Source organism: Streptomyces sp. NPDC058239 (assembly GCF_042882185.1).
Classification (GTDB): domain Bacteria; phylum Actinomycetota; class Actinomycetes; order Streptomycetales; family Streptomycetaceae; genus Streptomyces.
This window is the reverse complement of record NZ_JBHVWS010000048.1, coordinates 1-20,130: the sequence shown is the minus strand read 5'-3', so window position 1 is coordinate 20,130 and position 20,130 is coordinate 1. Positions and strand designations below refer to the sequence as shown.

Annotated in this window: 20 protein-coding genes and 2 pseudogenes; 8 read left to right on the top strand and 14 right to left on the bottom strand. The window is 70.4% G+C overall.

Features of this window, described 5'->3' with window-relative positions; genetic code table 11:
* Nucleotides 1-115: 115 nt before the first annotated feature.
* Nucleotides 116-451, top strand: coding sequence for a DUF6191 domain-containing protein (locus ACFVYE_RS35935; RefSeq protein ID WP_383974598.1), 336 nt, complete (start codon nucleotides 116-118; stop codon nucleotides 449-451).
* 63 nt (nucleotides 452-514) lie between these two features.
* Here the strand turns inward: ACFVYE_RS35935 and ACFVYE_RS35930 are convergent, their stop codons facing one another.
* The 5 genes from ACFVYE_RS35930 to ACFVYE_RS35910 all read right to left on the bottom strand — a co-directional run bounded on the left by ACFVYE_RS35930 (nucleotide 515) and on the right by ACFVYE_RS35910 (nucleotide 4,324).
* Entirely contained in the window at nucleotides 515-1,048 is a 534-nt protein-coding gene (locus tag ACFVYE_RS35930) for a hypothetical protein (RefSeq protein WP_389608256.1), read from the bottom strand.
* A gap of 178 nt (nucleotides 1,049-1,226) precedes the next feature.
* A complete protein-coding gene (locus ACFVYE_RS35925; RefSeq protein ID WP_389608255.1) occupies nucleotides 1,227-2,312 on the bottom strand; it encodes a bile acid:sodium symporter family protein in 1,086 nt (361 codons plus the stop codon).
* Between the two features lie 40 nt (nucleotides 2,313-2,352).
* Complete coding sequence (locus tag ACFVYE_RS35920; RefSeq protein ID WP_383974591.1) at nucleotides 2,353-3,057, bottom strand: phosphatase PAP2 family protein; 705 nt, start codon at nucleotides 3,055-3,057, stop codon at nucleotides 2,353-2,355.
* Nucleotides 3,054-3,656 carry a phosphatase PAP2 family protein gene (locus ACFVYE_RS35915; RefSeq protein ID WP_383974588.1) on the bottom strand — a complete coding sequence of 201 codons (603 nt, stop codon included), beginning with the start codon at nucleotides 3,654-3,656 and terminating at the stop codon, nucleotides 3,054-3,056. The genes ACFVYE_RS35920 and ACFVYE_RS35915 overlap by 4 nt, the downstream gene beginning before the upstream one ends.
* Nucleotides 3,656-4,324: a DedA family protein gene (locus tag ACFVYE_RS35910; RefSeq protein WP_383974585.1), complete on the bottom strand. Its 669-nt coding sequence runs from the start codon at nucleotides 4,322-4,324 to the stop codon at nucleotides 3,656-3,658. The genes ACFVYE_RS35915 and ACFVYE_RS35910 overlap by 1 nt, the downstream gene beginning before the upstream one ends.
* Before the next feature lie 249 nt (nucleotides 4,325-4,573).
* On the opposite strand from ACFVYE_RS35910, the gene ACFVYE_RS35905 reads away from it, so the two are divergent.
* From ACFVYE_RS35905 to ACFVYE_RS35890, 4 genes are all read left to right on the top strand, one after another.
* On the top strand, nucleotides 4,574-4,906 hold the full coding sequence (locus tag ACFVYE_RS35905; RefSeq protein ID WP_326634427.1) for a BlaI/MecI/CopY family transcriptional regulator: 333 nt from the start codon (nucleotides 4,574-4,576) through the stop codon (nucleotides 4,904-4,906).
* Nucleotides 4,903-5,844, top strand: coding sequence for a M48 family metalloprotease (locus ACFVYE_RS35900; protein WP_389608254.1), 942 nt, complete (start codon nucleotides 4,903-4,905; stop codon nucleotides 5,842-5,844). Before ACFVYE_RS35905 ends, ACFVYE_RS35900 begins: the two co-directional genes overlap by 4 nt.
* A 337-nt stretch (nucleotides 5,845-6,181) precedes the next feature.
* Nucleotides 6,182-7,831 (top strand): ribosomal protection-like ABC-F family protein, encoded by a 1,650-nt coding sequence (abc-f, locus tag ACFVYE_RS35895; RefSeq protein WP_389608253.1) that lies wholly within the window; start codon nucleotides 6,182-6,184, stop codon nucleotides 7,829-7,831.
* Nucleotides 7,832-7,879: 48 nt separating this feature from the next.
* Nucleotides 7,880-8,548, top strand: coding sequence for an NAD-dependent epimerase/dehydratase family protein (locus ACFVYE_RS35890; RefSeq protein WP_383974576.1), 669 nt, complete (start codon nucleotides 7,880-7,882; stop codon nucleotides 8,546-8,548).
* Here ACFVYE_RS35890 and ACFVYE_RS35885 read toward each other — a convergent pair.
* Nucleotides 8,526-9,035, bottom strand: coding sequence for an NUDIX domain-containing protein (locus tag ACFVYE_RS35885; RefSeq protein WP_383974573.1), 510 nt, complete (start codon nucleotides 9,033-9,035; stop codon nucleotides 8,526-8,528). The genes ACFVYE_RS35890 and ACFVYE_RS35885 overlap by 23 nt on opposite strands.
* Nucleotides 9,036-9,257: 222 nt before the next feature.
* Here ACFVYE_RS35885 and ACFVYE_RS35880 point away from each other — a divergent pair, with 222 nt between their 5' ends.
* Nucleotides 9,258-12,686 (top strand): phosphodiester glycosidase family protein, encoded by a 3,429-nt coding sequence (locus ACFVYE_RS35880; protein WP_389608252.1) that lies wholly within the window; start codon nucleotides 9,258-9,260, stop codon nucleotides 12,684-12,686.
* Nucleotides 12,687-12,793: 107 nt separating this feature from the next.
* Here ACFVYE_RS35880 and ACFVYE_RS35875 read toward each other — a convergent pair whose 3' ends face one another.
* The 5 genes from ACFVYE_RS35875 to ACFVYE_RS35855 all read right to left on the bottom strand — a co-directional run bounded on the left by ACFVYE_RS35875 (nucleotide 12,794) and on the right by ACFVYE_RS35855 (nucleotide 16,753).
* On the bottom strand, nucleotides 12,794-13,204 hold the full coding sequence (locus tag ACFVYE_RS35875) for a PTS-dependent dihydroxyacetone kinase phosphotransferase subunit DhaM (RefSeq protein WP_389608251.1): 411 nt from the start codon (nucleotides 13,202-13,204) through the stop codon (nucleotides 12,794-12,796).
* Nucleotides 13,201-13,815, bottom strand: coding sequence for a dihydroxyacetone kinase subunit DhaL (dhaL, locus tag ACFVYE_RS35870; protein ID WP_383974564.1), 615 nt, complete (start codon nucleotides 13,813-13,815; stop codon nucleotides 13,201-13,203). The genes ACFVYE_RS35875 and dhaL overlap by 4 nt, the downstream gene beginning before the upstream one ends.
* Nucleotides 13,816-13,836: 21 nt before the next feature.
* Complete coding sequence (gene dhaK, locus ACFVYE_RS35865; protein WP_383974561.1) at nucleotides 13,837-14,829, bottom strand: dihydroxyacetone kinase subunit DhaK; 993 nt, start codon at nucleotides 14,827-14,829, stop codon at nucleotides 13,837-13,839.
* 752 nt (nucleotides 14,830-15,581) lie between these two features.
* Nucleotides 15,582-16,454, bottom strand: coding sequence for an IS630 family transposase (locus ACFVYE_RS35860; protein ID WP_389608278.1), 873 nt, complete (start codon nucleotides 16,452-16,454; stop codon nucleotides 15,582-15,584).
* Nucleotides 16,379-16,753, bottom strand: coding sequence for a helix-turn-helix domain-containing protein (locus ACFVYE_RS35855; protein ID WP_389608250.1), 375 nt, complete (start codon nucleotides 16,751-16,753; stop codon nucleotides 16,379-16,381). The genes ACFVYE_RS35860 and ACFVYE_RS35855 overlap by 76 nt, the downstream gene beginning before the upstream one ends.
* 134 nt (nucleotides 16,754-16,887) lie before the next feature.
* Here ACFVYE_RS35855 and ACFVYE_RS35850 point away from each other — a divergent pair, with 134 nt between their 5' ends.
* Nucleotides 16,888-17,556, top strand: coding sequence for a class I SAM-dependent DNA methyltransferase (locus tag ACFVYE_RS35850; RefSeq protein ID WP_383974555.1), 669 nt, complete (start codon nucleotides 16,888-16,890; stop codon nucleotides 17,554-17,556).
* 250 nt (nucleotides 17,557-17,806) lie between these two features.
* Here ACFVYE_RS35850 and ACFVYE_RS35845 read toward each other — a convergent pair.
* The 3 genes and pseudogenes from ACFVYE_RS35845 to ACFVYE_RS35835 all read right to left on the bottom strand — a co-directional run.
* Nucleotides 17,807-18,883: pseudogene (locus tag ACFVYE_RS35845) on the bottom strand (integrase core domain-containing protein).
* A gap of 64 nt (nucleotides 18,884-18,947) precedes the next feature.
* The gene (locus tag ACFVYE_RS35840; protein WP_383979269.1) at nucleotides 18,948-19,106 is read right to left on the bottom strand and encodes a hypothetical protein; all 159 of its coding nucleotides are present in this window, start codon (nucleotides 19,104-19,106) and stop codon (nucleotides 18,948-18,950) included.
* Nucleotides 19,107-19,206: 100 nt separating this feature from the next.
* Nucleotides 19,207-19,755, bottom strand: a pseudogene (locus ACFVYE_RS35835) (transposase domain-containing protein); the annotation flags it as partial.
* 160 nt (nucleotides 19,756-19,915) lie between these two features.
* On the opposite strand from ACFVYE_RS35835, the gene ACFVYE_RS35830 reads away from it, so the two are divergent.
* Nucleotides 19,916-20,130, top strand: a 215-nt coding sequence (locus tag ACFVYE_RS35830; protein WP_389608249.1) for a transposase, incomplete at its 3' end; no start/stop codon positions are given.

The window sequence follows — 20,130 nt, the reverse complement described above, 5'->3', positions numbered from 1 at the left end:
GCGCGGCAACAGCTTTTTTATACTGGACCGTGGGGGCCGTCGCGAAGTGCGACGGCCCGCACGGTCATACCCGCGACCGTTGCGCACCGCATCGCACACCGATGAGACTGGGCGGATGGAATTCGTCGCGCTGATGACCCTGCCCGGACTGGTGATCGGGCTGACCGTCGTCGCCTTTCTCGATCAGCTGATGCTGCGCGCAGGGCGGGCCGGGCTGCTGCCATGGCGCAACAGCGCCCGCCGGGGCCAGGTGTCGGCGACCGGATTCGAGCAGTTGCACGCGAGCTTCTCGCCCGGCAAACAGAGCGAACTCAAGGAGCGCCAAAGCGCCCTGCTGCTGCGCGACGACGAGGAGGACGGTGCGCCGCCCCACCGCTCCACCGTCGACCTCGACGGCGGCCGCGCCGTCATCCGCCTGCCCGGACGGCACACCTGGAGCGGGTCTCTTTGACGGCCGCACTCCACCTCGCCGCCATCCTCATCCGGACCCGTCAGTGACCCACGGGAGGGGAATCTAGCCCTCGCCGGTGGTGTGTTCCTTCAGGAAGGCCCCTGCGTGGGCGGCAGCCTCTTCCTTCGTGGCGAGAGCGAGTGCGCCGTTGTCTTCGCTGCATGTTCCGTCGGCGCCCTGACCCTTCCATCGCCAGCCATCCGACGACGTGTCCCGGAACAATTCGGCGGTACCACCGAACAGTTCGAGGCTCCGCGCCCTCATTTCCGTGGCTGCCGACTTGTCGACGGCGTCGGGCCACTTCTTGCGGGCACCCTGTCGGGTGATACCCCAAGCAGCGCCCATCCGCTCGTAGCTCGCACCATAGGCACCGGCGGTCTGTGCGGCAATCGCCGTCAACCGCTTGACCTCCTCGTCCACTACCTTCCAGGTGCTGAGGATGGACAGGGCCACGTCAGAGGGGTCCGCTGCCCACATGTGGTCCTCGGGGAGTCCGGTCGCTCGGGCGCGCATGGATGCGGCGAGCGGGTTGAGGGCGTCGAGGAGGGCCGCGTCGAGGGCCGTCAGTTCTGCGGTCGTGATCTCAGGCTTCACCATGGGGGTAACTTTAGTTAACGAACCGCCAAGTGGTAACTAAAGTTACCGATTGGCATATGCCAATTCCGGCTGCTGGATTGAATCCTGCGTCCGGCTGACCGTGAGGCCTGTGCCGCGGTGTCAGTGGCTGCAAGCTGTTGGCCCCGAGTGCCAAGGAGGCAGAACCGAGAGGTCCTGCCTAGGTCCTGCGGCGCAGCACCGAGTCCGCCAGCCCCGCCCCGCACTTCTGCAACAGGCTGTACGCGAGAACGGGCAGGAGCACCTGAGGGCTGCTCGGCAGATTCGTTGCCGCCAGTACCGCACCTGCACTGCTGTTGTTCATTCCGCAGGTGAGCGTGATCGCGACCGTGTCCGCGCGGTTCGCCCGTACCGTGCGGGCGAGACACCAGCCGATGACGAAGGACGCCGCGCACAGGGCTCCGGACACGACGACGGCCGCGACCAGCAGTGCGGGCCGCGGGTGGAGCAGGAAGCCGCCGAGCGCCCCACAGGCGTTGCTGTACGTGAGCAGTACCGCGTCGACGAGTCCGAGCAGTCGCAGCCATGGCAGATGCCGTTCGAGCACAAGGCGGGGTGTCACCCGTTGGACGAACAGACCGGCGACGCACGGCACGATCACGCTGATCACGGCGAACGCCCCGCCGTCCGTCGCAGCCATCCGGGACAGATCGTGGGCATAGTGGCCACGTGTCAGAGTCGAGGCCGCTGAGAGCATCAGCGGAATCGTCAGCGGACTCAGCAGGGTGGAGGCGAGCACGATCCCCACGACCAGGGAGTGATTACCGCCCGCCCGGCCGCCCCAGACCGTGGCTCCGGCCGCGACCGGCATGGCCCCCACGAGCGCGAGGCCGGTGATCAGCCCGCTGCAGCCGTCAGCATCGGGCAGTCGGCCCAGTGCAACGGCCAGGCAGGGCAGCAGGGCCAGCGGAATGAGCGTATTGGCGGCCGTTCCCACCAGCAGCGGCAGCGGCCGGCGGACGAGCCGAGGCAGCCCCCCGGCAGGAACCCGTAACGCCGCGGCGAAGAGCAGATAGCCGAGCAGGAGCGACGGCAGGGTGAGCTGGGTACGGGCGGCGCCACCGGGGACGGGCACCGCGGTGAGGTGAAGCTGCCGCAGGGCCAGTCCGGCCTGCGGCAGCAGCGTGGCCGCCGTGTACGCGGCCACCATCACCCAGGTCAGCCGTCGCTGGAGGAGTGAGAGCAGACGCGGCACAACCGGTGGACGGATGACACGGGTGGCACGTGCGGGGGAGATGAGTGGCATCGCACGGAACCTCGATGGGGGTGGGGCCTGAACGGACCGGTCACTGCGGGAGCGGCAGTGCCTTTCGTATCAGTGCGGTCCCCAGCCCGATCCAGACCGTGGCGAACAGCCATCCGGCGAGTACATCCGTCGCCCAGTGGACGCCGAGCAGAACCCGGCTCACACCGACGGCCGCGGCCCAGCAGACCACCAGGACGGCGACCGCGGTACGGAGGGGGCGCGGCCCGGTCCCGCCGCGCGTCCGGAGACCGAGGGCCGTGAGCAGCAGGCCGGCCATCAGCGCGGACGTCGTCGCGTGCCCGGAGGGGAAGGCGAAGCCCGAGGCGTGTGTGGCCCAGTCGCCCAGCGGCGGGCGGGGCCGGGCGATCAGCTCCATGAGGCCGTAGCGGACGCCCTGCGCAAGCAGCAGGAAGGTCAGGGCGCCTGCCGCGTACCCCAGCCGTCGGCGGGTGTCACGGCCGGCGACCAGCCCGGCGATCACCGCTGTTCCGTACGGGAACACTCCGGTACCGGTGGCCGTGACGGCCCGGGCGGTCGCCACGAGGCCCGACGGCCGATGCCGCAGCGACCAGTCGTGGCCGGCCCGGTCCAGGGCGGGCGGGGAGCCGTGCCGGGTGGCCAGGACGAGAACCGTCAGCCCGACGAGCCCGAGCAGCCCGACGAGAACGGCCACCAGTGGTGCACGGAGCGGTGACGCGACGGGGACGGACCGGGCGCGCGCGACCGCCGAAGCGTCTTCGGTCACCGTGTCGCCACCAGGGGGCGCAGCGGGCTTTCGCGCAGCCGGACGACCGCCGGGGCGCAGCGCCGAGCCGCGACCGTCAGCGGCCAGGCGACCAGCGCGCCGGTGGCCAGCCCGATCAGCACATCGTGCGGGTAGTGCACCCCGATCCACACCCGGGACGCCGCCATCAGCAGAGCGGCAGGCACCGCAAGCGCCCCGAGCCGGCGGTCGGTCAGCCAGATCGCCACCGCCGCGGCCGCCGCGACGGCGGCGTGGTTGCTGGGGAAGGACCAGTCACCGAGCGAGGGGCATGCCTCCACCGTCACGACATGCAGGGCCTGGCACGGCCGTTGCTCATGGAAGGCCGACTTCACCAGATCGTTGACGATGTACGCGGCCACCACGACGAGCGGAGTACAGAGCGCCATGGCGGTACGGGCGGGGCCTGCGGAGCGGGAGCGCCACCAGGACGCGAGCATCAGCAGGGCGAACAGTGCCAGTCCGTAGTCCGACCAGACGCGGATGGCGGAATCCAGAGCGGCCGGGGAGCGCTGGGCCAGCTCGGTGATCCGGGTGTACAGGCCGCCGTCGATCGAGGTGGCGGTGGAGGCGAGAAGCATCAGCTGTTGTCCCCTTCGGCGGTGCGCCGGCCGCGGGAGCGGAGCAGTTCGGCGGCGAGCGGGATGAGGGAGACCACGACCACGACAGCGACGATCGGCAGCAGATAACGGTCGACGTCGGGCACCGAGGACCCCAGTGCGTATCCCGCGAGGACCAGTCCGACGGTCCAGACCGCCCCGCCGACGACCTGCCACAGTGTGAAGAGCCCGGCAGGGACGTCGAGCGCCCCGGCCAGCGGGTTGAGCACCGTGCGTACGACGGGTACGAAGCGGGCCAGCACGATCGCCCGCGCATGGCCGTATCTGCCGAGCAGCTCCTCGGCGCGGGCGGCGCCCTCGTGCAGCCGTCTGGCGCGGCTGCGGGCGAGCAGGGCCCGGCCCCCGCGGCGACCGATCCAGTAGCCTGCCTGCGCACCGAGCAGCGCGCCGGCCATGGCGGCGATCAGCACCTGCGGCAACGACAGCTGGACCGGGCCGTGGGTGCCCGACACGCAGAGCAGGCCCGCCGTGAACAGGAGGGAATCGCCGGGCAGGAAGAAGCCGACGAGCAGTCCTGTCTCGGCGAAGAGCACGACGGCGATGCCGAGCGCACCGAACGCTCCGAGCAGTGAACCCGCGTCGAGCAGGTTCACCGCTTGCGGCGCGGCCGCCAGTGAGAATACGGACACGGTGGCAGGTCTCCCATAATGGTGAGCGGGCAGCCCTACGGAACGCCCGGACTGACTACAGTGATGTAGACGGTCTACATCACTGTAGACGTTCGAAGCGGGAGGAGCGTTCCCATGGCGCAGGCGCAGGGGATATCGAGCGGGGATCCTGACCCGCGCGCGCACGCCGGGGCGAGCCCTCGACCGCACGGCGGGCCGGGCCCTGGGTCCGGGTCGGTACCCAGTGCGGAGCGGCGGCCGGCCGGGGAGCTGGAATCCACCGTCCTGGCGGCCCTCTGGGCGGCCGACACCCCGCTCACCCCCGGCCAGGTGCAGGGCGCCCTCGGCGCACCCCTGGCCCGCACCACCGTCACCACGATCCTGACCAGGCTGTACGAGAAGGGCACGGTCACCCGTACCCGGTCGGGGCGCGGCTTCGCGTACACCCCCACCGAGGACGCGCCCGGCCTCACCGCCCGCAGGATGCACAGCGAACTGCAGAAGGAGGAGGACCGCAGCACCGTGCTGGCCCGATTCGTCTCGCAGCTCACCGACGAGGACGAGCAGCTGCTCAGGGAGCTGCTCGACGGAGACGCCCGATGATCTACGCCGTGTGGGTTCCACTGCTGATGCCGTTCGTCGCGGTGCCCGCGGCCCGCCGCCTGGCGGACGCCCTGTCACCTGTGCGCGCCGTACGGCTGCTCGCGTCGACGGCCGTCGGCCTCGCCCTGTTCAGCACGCTCGCCCTGGTGCTGCTGGTGGTGCCCGGCGCGACCCGGCTCTCCGCCGTGGCCGCGGTCGGCGAACTCGTGAAGCCGCTCGCCGACGCCGTGCCCGCCGTGGCCGTTCCGCTCGCAGCCGCCGCAGTGGCGCTGCTGGCCGCGTGTGCCACCGCGGTCGCCCGTACCGCGCGCCGCCACTGGGTGGAGCTGCATCGCGCAGGCGTTCCGGCCGACGCCTCGGGAGGCGAACTGGCCGTTCTTCGCGACAGCCGCCCCGACGCCTATGCGCTGCCCGGACTCCCGGGCAGCCCCGGCCGGATCGTCGTCACCACCGGAATGCTGCGCGCCCTGGACCCCGCCGAACGCGACGCCCTCCTCGCACACGAGCGTGCCCACCTCGCAGGTCACCACCACTTCTTTCTCGCCGCAGCAGAACTGGCCGCCCTCTGCCACCCCGCGCTGCGCTCCCTGCGCGCACCCATGGGCTACGCGCTGGAGCGCTGCGCCGACGAGGCGGCGGCCGCGGCGGTCGGCGACCGGCGGGTCGCGGCGCGCGCGATCGGCCGAGCCGCGCTCGCCGCACGCGCTGCGGAAGCGCCCGAGGCGCGTCCCCGCGTGGCGCTCGCCGCAACGGCGGGGCCGGTACCGCGCCGGGTCGAGGCGCTGCTCGGCTGGGCGACCCCCCGACCGCGCGTCGGCCGTGCGGCCGCGGCGGCACTGCTGGCGTGCCTGGCCCTGTCCGGAGCGGCCGCGCTCGACGCGACACATGATCTGCACAGCAGCATCGAGGTGGCGCAGGGCGAGAGCCCGCAGCGCTGAGACCGCACGGCGCGGGTGTCCTTCCTGCGAGCGCCGACCGTGTGTGACCGGGGCAACTCCTCGGCGACGGCCGGGGGTCCAGGCAGGGTTATACCTGCCGTCGAGCCACGCCCTCAACCGACAGCGGCGTGGTTAGACTGTGCGTCATGGGTTCGTACTACTTCTTCCGCTGATTCCGGGCATGGACGCCGCCGCGCGACGCTGAGCGTCGCCGTGTGACCCGTACGGTCACCACCGCGTGCCGCGCAGCCCTTCTTTCCGCCCGCCGGACACCCCCGCCCCCGCAGCGCCCTTTCCACGTGCCGTCGAGGGCATGTCACCTCAGGGAAGCCCACCCATGCCCATGCAGCACGATCGCGCCCAACTGACCTTGAAAGACGTCTCCAAGGCGTACGGAGACCGAACCGTCCTCGACCAGGTGTCGCTCACCGTCCGCCCCGGCGACCGCGTGGGCGTGATCGGTGAGAACGGCTCCGGGAAGTCCACACTGCTCCGGCTGATGGCCGGGGCCGAGAAGCCGGACACCGGAGACGTCACCGTCCGGTTCCACGCCGGCATCGGCCATCTCACCCAGACCCTCGCGCTCGGCGCCGCCCGCACCGTCCAGGACACCGTCGACGCGGCCCTCGCCGAACTGCGTGAACTGGAACAGCGGATCCGCACCGCGGAAGCCGCGCTGGCCAGGACCGAGACCCCGGAGGATGCCGAACTCGCCGCATACGGCGACCTGTTGACAGCGTATGAGGAACGCGACGGCTACCGGGCAGATGCCCGGGTCGACGCCGCGCTGCACGGGCTCGGGATCGGCCACCTCACCCGTGACCGCTCCCTCGGAACCCTGTCAGGCGGCGAACAGTCCAGGCTCGCACTCGCCTGCGTGCTGGCCTCCGCCCCCGAACTGCTGCTGCTCGACGAGCCCACCAACCACCTCGACCTCCATGCCGTCAACTGGCTGGAGGACCACCTGCGCGCCCACCGCGGAACCCTCGTCGTCATCACCCACGACCGCGCCTTCCTGGAGCGCACCACCACCGTGATCCTGGAGGTCGACCGGGATCTGCGCAGCGTCGTCCGCTACGGGGACGGCTGGGACGGCTACCGCACCACGAAGGCCGCCGCCCGCCGCCGCTGGGCCCAGGACCACCAGGCATGGCTGGACGAGCTGACCCGTACCCAGGAACTCGCCGACGCGGCGGGCCGACGGCTGGCCGGCACCGGAAAGGACCCCCACGAGGGCTGGGGCAAGCACCGCCGCTCGCACGAGGCCAAGCTGTCCGGACAGGTCCGAGCGGCCAGAACTCGACTGGAAGAGCTGCGGCGGTCACCCGTGCCGGCCCCGCCCCGACCGCTGCGCTTCACCGCCGAACTGGCCGTGGCGGCGGACGGCGAACCGCACCAGGGGCCGCTCGCCGAACTCGACTCCATCGTGGTCGGCGACCGGCTCGACCTGCCTGCCTGGCAGGTGACTGCGGGACAGCGACTGCTGGTCACCGGCCCCAACGGCGCCGGGAAGACCACTCTGCTGCGGGTGCTGGCCGGAGACCTCCGCCCCGACCGCGGCACGGTCCGACGTCGGGCCAGGATCGGCTACCTCCCGCAGGAACTTCCCGCCAGGCCGACCCGCCGTACGCTCCTCGCGACCTTCGCCGCCGGACGTCCCGGCCACCCCGAAACCTGGGCGGAACACCTGCTCGCCCTGGGCCTGTTCCGGCCGGCGGACCTGACGGTGCCCGTCGCCGCTCTCTCCGTCGGTCAGCAACGACGGCTCGCCATCGCCCGGTTGGTCACCCGCCCGGCCGATCTGCTGGTGCTGGACGAGCCGACGAACCACATCGCGCTCGACCTGGTGGAGGAGCTGGAGGCCGCACTGGCGCAGTACACGGGAGCGGTGGTCGTGGTGTCGCACGATCGCAGCTTCCGCAGCAGGTTCACCGGCGACAGACTGGAGCTCCGTGCCGGACGACCGGTCGCCGGGACCCGCACGTAGAGTTCGAGCGGCACGACCGACGCGAGACGAGCCCCCGGAGCAGCTGCTGTGAGAGTGATCATTTTCGGTGCCACCGGGATGGTGGGCCAAGGCGTACTGCGGGCCTGCCTGCTCGACGACCGGGTCGAGAGCGTCCTGATCGTCGGCCGTACGCCGGCCGGCGTACGGCACCCCAAGGTCCGTGAGGTCGTCCACCGCGATTTCACGGACTTCTCGGCGATCGACGCCGAACTCACCGGCCTCGACGCGTGCTTCTTCTGTCTCGGCGTCACCTCGGCCGGTCTGAGCGAGGAGGAGTACTCCCGCATCACATACACGTACACCCTGGCCGCCGCTCGGGCGGTCGCCGCCCACAACCCGGGGCTGACCTTCACGTACGTGTCCGGGGAAGGCACGGACAGCAGCGAGAAGGGCCGCACCGCGTGGGCGCGGGTCAAGGGGCGCACCGAGAACGAGCTCCTGGCGATGGACTTCCACGCGTACATGTTCCGGCCGGGCTACATCCAGCCGCTGCACGGTGCGACGTCGAAGACCGCCTTGTACCGCTGGATGTACCGGGGTGTCTCCTGGCTGTACCCGGTGCTCCGGCGGATCATGCCGAACCATGTGACGACCACCGACAACCTGGGGCGCGCCATGATCGCCGTCGTCGGCCGGCAGGGCTCCGGCGAACACATCCTGCGCAGCCAGGAGATCAACCGCGCGGCCGGCGCATAGCCTCTCGGCGTTTGCCCCGGAGGTGTTCCGCCAGCCGTTCGACGAAGACCAGCTGGCCCACGACGAGACGCTCCGCCGCCTCATCCGGCGTGCACCAGGCGAACCGGTCGATCTCCGGGAACTCCTTCTGCACGCCGGACCCCCGGGGCCACTCCATGGTGAAGGTCCCGGGCTCGGCACGCGCCGGATCGACATCGGCCTCCATCGCCCACACGACCACCGACTTGCCACCGGTCTGACGGGACTCACCGAGTGGCACCCACACACCGTCCGGCGCCGGATGGCCGAACTCCTCCTCGAACTCCCGGCGGGCAGCAGCCTCGGGTTCCTCATCGGGGCCGTACTCGCCCTTGGGGACCGACCACGCCGCCGCCTCGCGCCTCGCCCAGAACGGGCCGCCCATGTGCCCGATGAACACCTCGAACCCGGCGCCCCCGTCCGTGGACCGGAACAACAGAAGACCCGCACTGCGCTTCTGAGACGACATACCGTCAAGTCTCCCCAATGATCACGTGTGTCATCGAGTCGCCGCACCCTGTTTCCCCTGAGGTTCCCGAGGCCCCCTGGTGCGTGGCGGTACGCGCGGCCATGCTGTCCGCCGACAGCGCTTACTGCCCGCCCAACCACCGCCATTCCAGGAGGATCTGTGGGACCTGGCATAGTCGGCAGAGCAACGCGACCCCTCGTACTTCTTGCGACGGTGTCCGCGATGACGGTGGGAGCCATCGCCCCCGCCGTCGCCGATTCGACCCCCGACCCCCGTCCCCGTAACTCCGCCGAGGTCCTCAGACCCGTCGCGCCACCGGCCGCGAGCAATGCCGTCGGAGCGCCCCGATCCGTCGTTGACGGCGACGGCATCGAGACGGCCCGTACATCCCGCCCGATCGCACCCGGCGTCCGCCTCAGCTCCTACGACCGGCTCGAGTCGGACAAGTGGCTGCGGGTCGACTCCCTCTCCGTCGACCTCGACGGCAGCGGCGCACAGGCCGACTACCTCTCCACCGGCAAGGTGTCCGACCGGCGTACGGTCTCCGAGCTTGCCGCCGGACACGACGCGGGCCCCGGCCGCCGGACCGTCGCCGCGATCAACGCCGACTTCTTCGACATCAACCAGACCGGTGCGCCCGAAGGCGTCGGCATCAAGGACGGCACGACCGTCCAGTCCCCGGCCCCAGGAGTCAACCGGGCCGTCGGCATCGGCCCCGACAGCGCGGGCCGCATCCTGAACCTGTACTTCGAGGGCACGCTCACCCTGCCCTCCGGGCAGCAGCCGCTCGCCGCGTACAACGCCGCCAATGTGCCGACCGGGGGAGTGGGCGCGTACACCTCGGCCTGGGGAACCGCCGACCGCGCACTGACCGTGGACAACGCAACACCGGTCGCCGAAGCGGTGGTACGCGACGGCAAGGTCGTGTCCGTGTCCTCCAACCCCGGCTCGGGCGCCGTCCCCGACGACACCACGATCCTCGTCGGCCGCGAGGCCGGAGCCGACGCGGTCAAGGCGCTCCAGCCCGGCGACCCCGTGTCGCTGACCTACCGGGCACGCACCGACGGCGGCCCCGTGCCGCGCACCGCGGTCGGCGGCCGGGAACTCCTCGTCGTCGACGGCGTCGCCCGGAACCACGACGGCGAGGGCAACAACACCGCCGCGCCCCGCACCGCCGTCGGCTTCTCCCAGGACGGCCGCACGATGCAGATCCTCACCATCGACGGCCGGCAGGCCGACAGCGGTGGCGTCACCCTCACCGAACTCGGCCTGATGATGCGGCGCGCCGGCTCGTACAGCGCACTGAACCTGGACGGTGGCGGCTCCTCCACCCTCGTCGCCCGCCGGCCCGGCAGCGACGCGCTCCAGGTGGAGAACAGCCCCTCCGACGGCACCGAACGCACCGTACCCAACGGTCTCGCACTCACCGCCCCCGACGGCAGCGGCCGCCTCGACGGCTTCTGGGTCGACACCCGCACACCGGCCGGCTCCGCACCGGGCGTCGACCCGGTCAAGGGCGGCCACCCCGAGCGGGTCTTCCCCGGGCTCACCCGGCGCCTGACCGCGACCGGATACGACGAGACGTACGGCCCCGCCACCGGCACCCCGCGCTGGCGCACCACCCGTGGCGACACCGGAACGGTCGACGGCAACGGCCTCTTCACCGCGCGCCGCAGCGGCACCACGGACGTGCGCGCCGAACGCGGAACCGCCCACGGCAGCACCACGCTCACCGTTCTCGACAAGCTGGCCCGGATCGAGCCGACCACCCGGCGGGTGGGCCTCGCGGACGCCGAAGCCATCGGCACCTTCGGCATCGTCGGACTCGACGCGCACGGCACCAGCGCCCCCGTCGAACCGCGCGACGTCACCCTCGACTACGACCACGCCCTCTTCGACGTACGCGACGACAGCCAGGGCAACTTCACCGTCACCTCACGCACCGGCAACGGCGCCGGGCAGATCAAGGCGACCGTCGCGGGCACCACCACCGCCCTCGCGGTCAGCGTCGGCCTCACCGAGCAGGCCGTCTCCGACTTCGACGACGCCGGATCCTGGAAGTTCAGCCAGGCCCGGGCGAGCGGCTCCCTCTCCGCCACCCCCGACGGCCACACCGGCACCGGCCTCGAGCTCAGCTACGACTTCACCCAGTCGACCGCGACCCGCGCCGCCTACGCCGCGCCTCCCCAACCGGTCGCCGTGCCCGGCCAGCCCCAGTCGTTCAAGCTCTGGATCAAGGGCGACGGCAAGGGCGCCTGGCCGACACTGCACCTGAAGGACGCAGCGGGCTCCGACCAGCTGCTCCGCGGACCGTACGTCACCTGGACCGGCTGGCGGCAGGTCACCTTCGCCGTACCGGCGGGCGCGGCCACACCGCTCAGCGTGTACCGCTTCTACCTCGCCGAGACGGCGGCCGCCCAGCAGTACACCGGTGAGATCGTCATCGACGACCTCACCGCCCAGGTGCCGCCCACCGTCGACCTGCCCGAACAGGCCGCTCCCGTCGACCCGTTGATCGATCCGGCGGCGGTCACCGAACATCGGGACTGGCAGTTCGCGGTCATGTCCGATGCCCAGTTCGTCGCCCGCGACCCGGACAGCGCGATCGTCGCCCAGGCCCGGCGCACCCTGCGCGAGATCAAGGCAGCGCACCCGGACTTCCTGGTCATCAACGGCGACCTCGTCGACGAGGGATCACCCGCGGACCTCGCCTTCGCGCGTCAGATCCTGACCGAAGAACTCGGTGACTCGCTGCCCTGGTACTACGTGCCCGGCAACCATGAGGTGATGGGCGGGAAGATCGACAACTTCATCACCGAATTCGGGCCCGCCCAGCGGACGTTCGACCACAAGGGAACCCGTTTCGTCACGCTCGACACATCCAGCCTCAGCCTGCGCGGCGGGGGCTTCGCCCAGATCAAGCAGCTCCGCGCCCAGCTGGACGCGGCGGCGAAGGACCGGACCGTGGGCTCGGTCATGCTGATCGAGCACGTGCCGCCGCGCGACCCGACCGTACAGAAGGGCAGCCAGCTCGGGGACCGCAAGGAGGCGGCCCTCGTCGAACAGTGGCTCGCCGACTTCCGCCGTACGACAGGCAAGGGCGCGGCCTTCATCGGCAGCCATGTCGGGGTCTTCCACGCCTCGCACGTCGACGGAGTGCCGTATCTGATCAACGGCAACTCCGGCAAGGCACCGGCCGGACCGGCGGACGAGGGCGGTTTCACCGGCTGGTCGCTGGTCGGCGCCGACCACATCACGCCCGGTGAACAGGCCGCAGCGCGGCAGCGGCCGTGGCCGGGCGGGCCCGACTGGGTCTCCGTACAGACCCGAGCGCATGTCGACGCCCTGGCAATCGAAGTGCCCCCGGTCCTCGGCACCGGAAGCCGTACGAGAGTCACGGCGACCGTCACCCAGGGCGCGCGCAGTGTCCCGGTCGGCTTCCCGCTGGCCGCGGACTGGACCGGATCCCCGAACGTCCACATCGGCGACCGGGACGACGCCCGCCACCGCCACACGGCTGTCCTCGACCCGTCCACCGGAACCCTCACCGCACTCCGACCGGGCACGATCACGCTTGCTGTGACGGTCAACGGAACGACACAGAAGGTGCAGATCAGGATCGGGGCAGCCGGGGCCGCGACGGCAGCCTGACGGACCACGGGCCTGTCCGGCGATCACAGCCGGACAGGCGCCGGGCCGCCCCGCACCACCCACGGACACAGGTGCGGGGCGGCCTCACCACCGCGGAACCCGTCTGCCTACACCTTGTGGTACCCGTGGGCCTCCGACGCCGCAGCCTCCACCGCCGCGATATCGCCGCCCGCCGACGCGGTGACCACGGCAGCCACCGCACCCTCCAGGAACGGCGCGTCCACCAGCCGCGAGCCGTCCGGCAGTTCGTCCCCCTCGGCCAGCATCGTCTTGACCGTGAGCACCGCGCTGCCCAGGTCGACCAGTATCGCCACCCCCGCTCCGTCGTCCACGGACCTGGCCGCCTCGGCGATCAGCTGGGCACTGGTCCCGAGACCACCCGCGGGAGTGCCACCGGCGGCGGCCACCGGAGCCGTCGCACCACCTGCCGCGAGACCCCTGGCCAGCTCGGCGACGGACTCGGCCACCGGGCCGCTGTGCGAGACCAGCACGATCCCGACCTGCTTCCCGCCGCTCACGCGTCACCGCCACTCGCACCATCGGTCTCGGCCAGTGCAGCGATCAGCAGGGCGGAGGACGTCGCACCCGGATCCTGGTGCCCGATGCTGCGCTCACCCAGATAACTCGCCCTGCCCTTGCGGGCCAGCATCGGTACCGTCGCCAGTGCCCCCGCCTCCGCCGCCTCCCGGGCCGCGCCGAACGACGTACCGAGCGCCTCGGCGGCCGGCAGCAGAGAATCGAGCATCGTCTTGTCCCCGGCCTGCGCCCCGCCCATCTGGGCCACGGCCGCGACGCCCACCCCGAGCGCCTCCGCCAACTGCTGCCGTGCCACCCGGGGCGCGTCGCCCAGAGCCTTACCGGTACGTCGCAACAGCGTTCCGTACAACGGGCCCGAAGCCCCGCCGACGGTTGCGATCAACTGCCGCCCGGCGAGCATCAGCACAGCCCCCGGGGTTTGCGGCGGCTCCTTGTCCAGGGCCACCCTCACCGCGGTGAATCCGCGTTGCAGATTGCTGCCGTGATCGGCGTCCCCGATCGCCGAGTCGAGCTCGGTGAGGTGGTTCGCCTCGCGGTCCACGGAAGCCGCGGCCGCGGTCATCCAGCGTTGGAAGAAGTCGGCGTCGAGCACATGATCTCCTTGTCGGGCGGGTCAACGGCCCCAGCGCAGCGCAGGCGTCTCCACCGGCGCGTCCCAGAGGCGCAGCAGCTCCTCGTCCACCTGGCAGAGCGTCACCGAGCAGCCCGCCATGTCGAGCGAGGTCACATAGTTCCCCACGAGCGTACGAGCCGCCACCACACCCCGCTCGGACAGCACCCGCTGCACCTCGGCATTGAACCCGTACAGCTCCAGCAGAGGCGTCGCACCCATCCCATTGACCAGCACGATCACGGGTCCACGCGGCCGCAGGTCCTCCAGGACCGCGTCCACCGCGAAGTCCGCGATCTCCCGCGACGTCATCATCGGACGCCGCTCCCGACCCGGCTCGCCATGAATACCGATCCCCAGCTCCAGCTCGCCCGGCGGCAGATCGAATGTGGGGGATCCCTTGGCGGGCGTGGTGACGGCGCTGAGTGCCACCCCGAAACTCCGCGATGCCTCGTTCACCCGCCGGGCAATGGCCTCCACCCGCTCAAGCGGCGCACCTTCCTCGGCCGCCGCCCCAGCGATCTTCTCGACGAACAGGGTCGCGCCCGTGCCCCGCCGTCCCGCGGTGAACGAACTGTCGGTCACCGCCACGTCGTCATTGATGAGGACCTGGGTGACCTGCACGCCCTCGTCCTCGGCGAGCTCGGCGGCCATCTCGAAATTCAGCACGTCACCGGTGTAGTTCTTGACGACGAACAACACCCCCGCCCCGCTGTCGACCGCGGCGGCGGCCCGCACCATCTGATCCGGCACCGGCGAGGTGAACACCTCTCCCGGGCAGGCCGCGGACAGCATCCCGGGCCCGACGAACCCCGCATGCAACGGCTCGTGCCCGGACCCGCCCCCGGACACGAGCGCCACCTTCCCGGCCACGGGTGCGTCACGCCGTACGACGACACGATTCTCGACATCCACGGTCAGCTCGGGGTGAGCGGCGGCGATACCGCGCAGCGCGTCCGCGACAACGGTTTCGGGGACGTTGATGAGCATCCTCATGGGTATCTCCTAGGCATGGTAGCAGGTGGGTTGTTGTCCTGCGTTTTCGCTGTTCAGAGTGAGTATGGGTAGATCGTGATCTTGGCTGTCCGTGGCGGTCGTGAGCGGGTTCTGGCGGTACTGATGCTGACTTAATGCTGACTTTGGTGACGGGCCGTCAGGTTGGCTGGATGGTCGGGCGGGTCTCGGCTGACCTGCTCCTGTCGGCAGTATCGGCCTTGCGGCAGCGAAGGGCACGTGCGACAACGTCATGGGCGCGCCCAGGTCCGAATCAGGATGCGTTCGGTTGTGGCCGGACGTCGGTGTCTATGCGCACACCGGGCCTCGTCAGCACGTGGTGTATGGGGACATTCCAGCCCCTTGCTTGCGGCGGGAGGGATTGCGAAGCGGCGTTCGCTGTGCGGACCGGCCGTGGTGCCATCCCGGCAGATTCTTCGTCTGCTGGTGGTACATCTTGCATGGCGCGGTGACCAGGGAAAACGGAGGCTGGATCTGCGACGGGCGGAGTGTTGGCCCGCGTATGGTCCGGATCTTGGCACTGATGAGGCGGTGGGATTTTTTTGGCGGACCCGCTTCTGACGCCCCGGTACGGGGGCTGGCAAAGAAGCACAGTCGAGGAGGCGGCGTCGGCGCACTACGGCTGTGAGTGCGCTTCCGCTGCATTTCGCCATGCATCGGCAGAGCGCCGCCTGGCGTGACCGGTGCTGTTTCTACAGCTAAGTGGTCCGTTCCTGAAGTCCTTCGGGGGTTGATCAGGCTGCCAGTGCGACGGAGGATTCTTGGTGTCGGTCGGCGGGTGTGTGCCGGTCGAGTCGGGCCAGCAGATCGTCCAGGTCGGAGGTGGTGAACTTCCACTGGAACGGCTGTGCCGTGGCGTTGTAGCGGTCTTCGAATGCTCGGAGCCGGTCCCCGACCTGGGTCAGGTCGGTGAAGTCGTTGGGTGAGACGACCTTGCGCTGCACCACGGAGAAGTAGATCTCCACCTGGTTCAACCAGGAGGCGTGCACGGGGGTGTGGACCATGACGGCGTTCGGGAACGCCGCCGTCAGCCGTTCGGCGGCCCTCTTGCCGCGGTGGGAGGTGCCGTTGTCGACGACCCAGAAGACACGCCTGGCGCTGGCGTAGGGTTCCTGTGTCATGACCTGGACGACCAGGCTCATGAACGGGTCGATGCCGGTGCGCGGTTCGCAGCGGCCGAGCACTCGGGCTTGGTGGACGTCGTAGGCGGCCAGGTAGGCCAGGGCGCCGCCGCGTCCGTAGGTGTGGTTGACGCGCATCGCCCTGGCCTGGCCCGGGGCCAGGGTCGGATGGCAGCGGCAGCGGGCCTGGATCGAGGTCTTCTCATCGCTGGAGACGACGTACTCGTCCGTGCCGAGGGGTTCTCCTTCGAAGGTGCGGGCGTACAGGTCCAGGACTCGCTGGGCCTTGGCGCGGAAGTCCGGGTCGCGGATGAAGATCCAGGACCGGTACTGCCAGGGCTTGAGCGCGTCCTGGCGCAACCAGCGGCGCACCGTGGACGCGGAGATGCTGTCGGTGATCTGGCGCGCGGTCAGCTCGGCGGCCAGCTCCGGGCACGACCAGCGCGACAACGGGACCCCGGTCTCGGCCGGGAGCTGGCAGGCCAGGGCCTTGGCCTCGGCGACCTGCAGGGGGGGGTGAAACGGGCCGGGCGCCCCGAGCGCCTGCGGTCGGCCAGGGCTGGCAGCCGGCCGTCGGCGAAGCGGTTGCGCCAGGTCCGCACAGTGTCCAGGTGCAGGCCCGTCTCGCGGGCAATGTGCGCATTGGGGCGCCCGCGGGCCGCGTGCAGCACGATCGCGGCCCGCTGCCGGGCCTGGTACGCGGTCTTGTGACCGTAGGCCGCCTTCTTCAACCGCTCACGTTCGGCGTTGGTCAGGACGATCGGACGGGCGAGGGCAACAGGCATGGCAGGCAGGCCGATCGGGAGAAGTGGATCACCGGGACCGCAGTCTGCCGTGCCCGTGGCGGGACTCGTCGGGCAGTATGACCGTCATACCCACGCCCCCGGATTCCACAAGGCCACCGTCCTATTGTTGGCTGATGCGCGCACACCATATTGACCGCCCAGCCGATCTCGACGTCGTCCGTGAGTCCTATGACCAGGTGGCCGACAACTACGCCCACATGGTGGTGACGACGGGCATGGGTGACATCCGTCGCCATCCCTGGCTCAAGGCGTCGATCGACGCCTTCGCCGACACCGTGGGCGAGCTCGGGCCCGTCCTCGACGTCGGTTGCGGCCCCGGCACGGTGACCGGCTACCTCGCCGAACACGGACTCGACGTATCCGGGGTAGACCTCTCTCCCCGCATGATCGAGAACGCGCGCCGTCTTCATCCGCAATGCCGCTTCAGCGTCGCCTCCGCCACCGAGCTCGACCTCGGTGAAGCCTCCCTCGGCGGCGTGCTCGGGTGGTGGTCACTGTTCAACCTCCCCCGCGATGTCCTTCCACAGGTCCTCGCCCATTTCGCGCACGCCTTGAAGCCGGGCGGGCACTTCATCGCCGCCACACACGTCGGCGACGAGGATGCGGTGCGCACCGAGGCCTACGGAGGAGTGCCCGTTCGTTGGACCACGCACAAGTGGCGGCCGGAGCAGCTCGTGGACCTGATCGAGCAGGCCGGACTGCACCCGGTCGCCGAACTCCGGCTCCCTGCGGATGAGCAGACCGGGCCGGGCGTGGTCGTCATGGCCAAGCGCCCCGTCTGAGGACCCCAGGCCCCGGAGGCGGCACGCTCTGGACTGCGCCTGCGCCCTCTACCTCGCAGCCCCCGACATCTGACCAGCCCCACACGACGCCGCCTCCGGAGGCAACCCCCGAAGGACCTCCGGAGGCGACCACTAAGAGGCGGCCGATCACGCACCTCGTGGGGGCTGCCGGGGAGGCTGTGGTCAACCGTCTGGCAGCTGAGAGGGGCGTTCAGGAAGCCTGTGGGGCTCGAAAAGTCGTCGCTGCAGGTCACGCGGCGTATCGATATTCGTCTATAAGGCCGCCGAGGACCCTGGTGCGGAGCAGGCTTCGGTCGTCGAGGTCGTGCACGAATGCGGGCTGCTCGGTCGCGCCGGGCGGTAGCTGTTGCCGGGATCGGTGCGGCCGGTGTCCGTTGTAGTGGTCCTGGTAGTCAGTCAGGACCTTCCTGGCGTGGCTCTCGCCCAGGATCAGGACGTGGTCGAGAGCCTCACGGCGGATGGTGCCGATCACGCGTTCGCAATGCGCGTTCATGCGTGGTGCCCGGGGCGCGCTGAACAGCACCTGAGTGTCCTCGGCGGTGAAGACGGCATCGAAGGCGTCGGTGTACTTGCTGTCGCGGTCGCGTAGCAGGAACCGGGGTCCGGTGCCCCGCTCGCCGAGGTCGGCAGCGATGTTCCGGGCCTGTTGTACCGCCCATTGCGCGGTGGGGTGCGTGGTCACCGTGGTGTGTGCAGTTTCCGGGTGCCGTGCTCGATGAACGCCATCGCGTACAGGCGCTTGCCCCGGGCCGTGTCGATGTGGAAGAAGTCCGCGGCAAGGATCCCCTGAGCCTGCGCCGTGAGGAAGTCGCGCCAGGTGGGGCCAAAGCGGCGCGGGGCCGGGTCGATGCCTGCTGCGTGCAGGATCTCCCATGCCGTGGAGGCCGCGATGGGGTTCCCGAGTCGGGCCAGTTCGCCCTGGATGCGGCGGTGGCCCCAGCGGGGATTTTCATCGGCCAGGCGCAGCACGAGACTCTTGAGTGCGGCCGCCGTCGGCGGCCGTCCGGTGCGAGAGCCGTGGTAGTCCCACTTCCTGGCGATCAGTTTGCGGTGCCAGGCCGGCAAAGTGCCGGGGGTGACGGGGAAGACGGCGGCCCGGTGGCCACGCGGTATCAGCGACCCGAGGGCGGCGAGCCAGAATCGGTCGGCCGGCTCGTAGCACCCTGCCCTTCACATGCCTGCGCAGGATGGCATTCTCGAGCCGCAGCACCAGCAGTTCGGCATCCTTGGCGGTGTCTCGACGCAGTAGGACCGCGGGGACGGACAGCAGCGCGCGGGCGGTGCGGTAGAGCAGGGACACGATCATCAGGGCAGTGTTACGAGTGCCCACCGACGACCCTGGAGGCGGGTGCTGACCAGCAGCGATGACTTTACGATCCCCACAGGGTCTTGATTTCGTCGAGGGTGGACTCGAACTCCCATCGCTGGGCGTAGAGGGCGGCGAGTTCCGCGGCTGGGGCCTTGTCCGGGTCGAGGATCGTGGTGATGAGCCGGTAGGCGCCCTCGTGGCCGGCGATGGTGTACTCCACCGCGCGTACTGGCACCCCACGACGGGTGTGGTGGATGCAGGTCCGCCCCGGTTGCTGCGGCTTTGCACCACAGGTCCACGCCGTAGAAGCCACGGTCGGCCATCAGCAGCATTCCCGGCCGCAGAGACACCAGGACCGCCCGGGCCAGAGTCTGCTCTCCGGCGCGCAGAGCTCCGATCGCGGCGTCGAAGACGGCATGGGTGCCGCACTCCACCAGGCCGACCATGCGCAACTGCGGGCATCCGACGTCCTGTTCACCCCGCCCGGAGCGAGGTGGACGGCCGAAGGCGTCCACGTTCGCCTTCGTGTCAGGCAGGTCGAACGTGGTGCCGTCGATCGCGGCCAGCCGCCAGTCGCGGTAGAAGGCGCCCTGAGTGGCCGCTGTGGCGACCGGACGGCACACCCGCGCGAACAACTGCCGCAGCGGCGCCACACCCAACCGGGACCTGGCCTTCCAGATCGCCGCCGAACTCGGCACCACCCACGACGCACGCCAGCGTCGCGCACCCTGCAAACCCGCTGTCAGCAGCCGGGCGACCTCCTCATAGCTCTGCCCCGAGAACAGGCACATCGCCAGCACGAAGTAGACCACCAACCGAGCCGGCAACAGCCGGTTCCGCTGCTGCACCCGGCCCGTCTCCGCCAACACCTCGTCCACAAGCGACCGAGGAAACGCCTGCGTCAGCACCCCGACCGCGACCCGGTCCGACAGCCGCTCACCAAATGACTTCAGCTGACCCGTGAGGCGCCCCGAAGTTCTCGGACAGCGGTCCCCATAGGATCGAAGTCCAGAACGGCGGAGAGAGCACGTGGCACAGAAGCGTAGGAAGTTCAGTCCTGAATTTCGGGACGAGGCGGTCAAGATGGTGGTCGTGGAGTCCCGCCCGATTGCCGAGGTCGCCCGAGAGATACAAGTGAACGAGGGAACACTGGGCACCTGGGTCAGCCGGTACCGGCAGGAGCACGCCGGGGAGGAGCCTCCGCTGAACATCAGCGAACGTGCCCGCCTGCGCGAACTGGAACG

Excerpts from the sequence above, each read along its gene's own strand:
- ACFVYE_RS35930 (WP_389608256.1), bottom strand. The coding sequence starts at position 1,048 with ATGGTGAAGCCTGAGATCACGACCGCAGAACTGACGGCCCTCGACGCG.
- ACFVYE_RS35885 (WP_383974573.1), bottom strand. The coding sequence starts at position 9,035 with ATGTCGTCTCAGAAGCGCAGTGCGGGTCTTCTGTTGTTCCGGTCCACG.
- ACFVYE_RS35935 (WP_383974598.1), top strand. The coding sequence starts at position 116 with ATGGAATTCGTCGCGCTGATGACCCTGCCCGGACTGGTGATCGGGCTG.
- ACFVYE_RS35855 (WP_389608250.1), bottom strand. The coding sequence starts at position 16,753 with ATGCCTGTTGCCCTCGCCCGTCCGATCGTCCTGACCAACGCCGAACGT.
- ACFVYE_RS35900 (WP_389608254.1), top strand. The coding sequence starts at position 4,903 with ATGATCTACGCCGTGTGGGTTCCACTGCTGATGCCGTTCGTCGCGGTG.
- ACFVYE_RS35880 (WP_389608252.1), top strand. The coding sequence starts at position 9,258 with ATGACGGTGGGAGCCATCGCCCCCGCCGTCGCCGATTCGACCCCCGAC.
- ACFVYE_RS35925 (WP_389608255.1), bottom strand. The coding sequence starts at position 2,312 with ATGCCACTCATCTCCCCCGCACGTGCCACCCGTGTCATCCGTCCACCG.
- ACFVYE_RS35915 (WP_383974588.1), bottom strand. The coding sequence starts at position 3,656 with ATGCTTCTCGCCTCCACCGCCACCTCGATCGACGGCGGCCTGTACACC.
- abc-f (WP_389608253.1), top strand. The coding sequence starts at position 6,182 with ATGCCCATGCAGCACGATCGCGCCCAACTGACCTTGAAAGACGTCTCC.
- ACFVYE_RS35850 (WP_383974555.1), top strand. The coding sequence starts at position 16,888 with ATGCGCGCACACCATATTGACCGCCCAGCCGATCTCGACGTCGTCCGT.
- dhaK (WP_383974561.1), bottom strand. The coding sequence starts at position 14,829 with ATGAGGATGCTCATCAACGTCCCCGAAACCGTTGTCGCGGACGCGCTG.